This is a genomic window from Sulfuritalea sp. (genome assembly GCF_017302275.1).
Lineage (GTDB): Bacteria > Pseudomonadota > Gammaproteobacteria > Burkholderiales > Rhodocyclaceae > Sulfuritalea.
In genome coordinates, this window is record NZ_JAFLDR010000086.1 from 1 (window position 1) to 3,172 (window position 3,172).

Annotated in this window: 3 protein-coding genes and 1 pseudogene; 1 reads left to right on the forward strand and 3 read right to left on the reverse strand. The window is 68.6% G+C overall.

The features are described 5' to 3' along the window. Nucleotides 1–1,027 (reverse strand): MATE family efflux transporter (locus J0M27_RS21260; protein WP_294996705.1); only part of this gene is annotated, 1,027 nt, incomplete at its 3' end. Between the two features lie 129 nt (nucleotides 1,028–1,156). On the opposite strand from J0M27_RS21260, the gene J0M27_RS21265 reads away from it, so the two are divergent. Continuing rightward, on the forward strand, nucleotides 1,157–2,119 hold the full coding sequence (locus J0M27_RS21265) for an SGNH/GDSL hydrolase family protein (protein ID WP_294996708.1): 963 nt from the start codon (nucleotides 1,157–1,159) through the stop codon (nucleotides 2,117–2,119). Nucleotides 2,120–2,228: 109 nt separating this feature from the next. Here J0M27_RS21265 and J0M27_RS21270 read toward each other — a convergent pair whose 3' ends face one another. Together J0M27_RS21270 and J0M27_RS21275 are read right to left on the reverse strand one after the other, a co-directional pair. Further along, nucleotides 2,229–2,726 carry a TPM domain-containing protein gene (locus tag J0M27_RS21270; protein ID WP_294996711.1) on the reverse strand — a complete coding sequence of 166 codons (498 nt, stop codon included), beginning with the start codon at nucleotides 2,724–2,726 and terminating at the stop codon, nucleotides 2,229–2,231. A gap of 1 nt (nucleotide 2,727) precedes the next feature. Next, nucleotides 2,728–3,172: pseudogene (locus J0M27_RS21275) on the reverse strand (hypothetical protein); the annotation flags it as partial.

Here is a 3,172-nt window from a genome sequence, read left to right on the forward strand (position 1 = left end):
AGGCGCGCGCGAGCGGCGCGGCGCCGAGGCCGATCGCCGCGCCGGTGAGCGCCGCCGCGCCACCGCCCACGGCCAAGCCGAGCAGGCCGGCATGGCGCGCACGCCGGGCATCGCCCGCACCCAGCGCCTGGCCGACCACGACGCCGGTGGCAACGCCGAGGGCCAGCGGCACCATGAAGACGAACACGGCGACGTTGGCGGCGACCTGGTGCGCCGCCGAAACCTCAGGCCCGAGGCGGGCGATGAACAGCGACATGAAGGTGAAGGCGGTGACGTCGACCAGGAAGGTGGCGCCCATCGGCAGGCCGAGCACCAGCAATCCGCGCAAGGGGACCAGGCGTGGCCAGTCGAAACGGGCGAAGACGCCATAGCGCGCGTAGTCGGCATTGCCCCGGCACCACAGCCAGGACAAGGTGGCGACGGTCCACATGATGACGGCGGAGGACCAGCCGCAGCCGGCTCCGCCCATCGCCGGGAAGCCGAAATGGCCATACATGAAGACCCAGTTCAGCGGCGCCTTGAGCGCCAGCCCGAGCAGGTTGAACATCATCACCGGGCGCGGGCGGCCGATGCCGTTGGTGAAACCGTAGAAGACGCGGAAGAACATCACGCCGGGCACCGCCCAGGCCGAGCCTTCGAGATAGGCGCGGACCTTGAACTCCACTTCCGGCGTCAGGCGCGAAAAGGCCAGCAGCGGATCGGGATGTTTCAGCGCGACGAAGGCCAGCAGCGACAACAGCAACGCCAGCCAGGCGCATTGGCGCACGTCGGCGCCGATCTCGGCATGGCGTTGCGCGCCGTAGTGGTGGGCCACCACCGGCGTGAGCGCAAGCAGCACGCCCATCAGCGCCATGATGATGGTGATGTAGATGCTGGCGCCGATGCCGACCGCCGCCAGGTCCACCGAGGACAGCCGGCCGGCCATCAGGGTGTCGATCACGCCATTGGCCATCACGGCGGCCTGGGCGATCAGGACGGGCCAGGCGAGGTGCAGCAGTTCGCGCGGCAGGCTGCGGGGATTGGTCATGCGCGCAGTCTAGGGCCTGTTGCCGGCCATGCGGCGCGATCTGCTTCAAACCTCACGTATTGGCGGATTTTGGGCTACCATTGGCGGCGACGTCGGTTGCCAATACAGCAGATATCCAAGGAGATCCCCATGTCACGACTGATTCCGAACAAGCTCGTCGCCGGACTTTTGCTCGCACTCGGCCTCGGTGCCACCGCCTCTTCCGCTTCCGCCTACAGCGATATTTATGTCTTCGGCGACAGCCTTTCCGACAGCGGCAACATCTATGCCGCAACGGGAGGCTTCCCGCCGCCGCCCTACTTCAACGGCCGCTTCTCCGATGGCCCGACCTATGCGGACAACCTTGCCGGCATGTTCGGCTTCGGCCTGACGCCGTCGCTGCTGGGTGGGCACAATTACGCCTTCGGCGGCGCGACCGCGGCCCCCGGTTCGAGCGTCGGTCCGCTCGCCACCGATCTCGGTGCCCAGGTCACGAGTTTTCGCGCACTGTCGGGCCCCGCGGATGCGAACGCGCTTTATGTGGTCTGGGCCGGCGGCAACGACCTGCGCGCCGCCGCCGCCAACCCCGGCCTCGCCGGTGCGCTGATCGGCGGTGCCCTCGCAGGCGTACAAAACGCCATCACCGACCTCTACACCGAGGGCGCGCGCAAGTTTCTAGTCATGAACATGCCGAACCTCGGCTTGACGCCCGAGGCCATCGGCGGCGGCCCGCTGCAAGTCGGCGGCGCCACCTTCCTCTCCGCCACCTACAACAGCGGTTTCGACTCTGTCATCAACGGCCTGCGCCTTGGCCTGGCGGGCGAGGACATCCGCACCCTAGACACCTTCTCGCTGCTCAATACCGTGGTCGCCAACCCCGGCGCCTATGGTTTCACCGACGTCGACAGCAGCTGCATCGATGCGGGCCCGGCCTGTACCCCGAACAGCTACCTGTTCTGGGACGGCATCCATCCGACCGCCGCCGGTCATCGCATGATCGCCGACGCGGCCTACGCCGTCGCCGTGCCGGAACCCGAAACCTACGCCATGATGCTGGCCGGCCTCGGCCTGCTCGGCCTCGTTGCGCGGCGCAGGAAGCAACAAGCCGCCTGATTCGCGCGCGGCGCAAGAAAAAACAGGGGCTGCGGTCCCTGTTTCGTTTTGTGCCTGCCGCAATCGCCGTGCCGCCGGCGCCGACTTTTCAAGGCCGGCCGGACCGCGCCTACAGCACCAAGGGTTGGTCCGGCAATTCGTTGGGATTGCTGTTACCGGCGGGGAAATGCTGGGTCAATAGTCCGGTTGCGCGCGCCACGGCCCGCAGCGCACCGGAGCGCCAGCCGCCGCCGCGAAAACTGTTTTCCATCTCGCGGCAGATGGCGTCCCACTCGGCCTGCGGCACGCGCGCGGCGATGCCGCGGTCGGCCAGGATATCGACCCGCCGATCGAGCAACTGCACGTAGATCAGGATGCCGGAGTTCTCCTCGGTATCCCACACGCGCTGGCGGGCGAACAGCTCGACGGCGCGCTCACGCGAACTTTGGTCACGCCACAGCGAACCCAGCGGCAGCGAGCCCTCGACGACAACGCGCAGCTCGCCGCGATGCGTCTTCTCGCCGGCAGTGATCGCGGCGCCGATCGCCGCCAGGTCGGCGCGGGTGAAAACACGCTGCGTCCACCAGTCGGGCAGCAGCAGATGCCGGAGCGCACGTAAAAGCTTCATCTCACCACCCTCCCGACGCGCCGCCGCCACCGAAGCTGCCACCGCCGCCCGAGAACCCGCCGCCGGAAAAGCCGCCGCCGCCCGAGCCGCGGCCACCGCCGGAAAACAGGTTCACGAAAGAAAACAGGAAGATCACCACCGCCGCGCCGATGGCGAAGGCCAGCGAACCGAAGACCATGAAACCGAGCCAGCCGCCGACGGCCGCCGCCAGGAGCGAACCGAGCAGGCCGAACATCAGGCGCAGCACGCCGGCCGCGACCAGCGTGCCGAACAGCCAGGTGATCCAGTCCGGCTGCTCGCCGCCGGACCCGCCCGACGCTGCCGCGGGAACGACGCCGGCCGCATCGACCACCGGCGCGGAACCGGACGCCGGCCCGCCGGTGGCGGCGTCGAGCGCCTCGACGGCAGCGAACAGGCCGCCGAAGAAATCGCCCTGCCTGAAAGCC

Coding starts and splice junctions, on each gene's coding strand:
- J0M27_RS21265 (WP_294996708.1), top strand. CDS start 1,157: ATGTCACGACTGATTCCGAACAAGCTCGTCGCCGGACTTTTGCTCGCA.
- J0M27_RS21270 (WP_294996711.1), bottom strand. CDS start 2,726: ATGAAGCTTTTACGTGCGCTCCGGCATCTGCTGCTGCCCGACTGGTGG.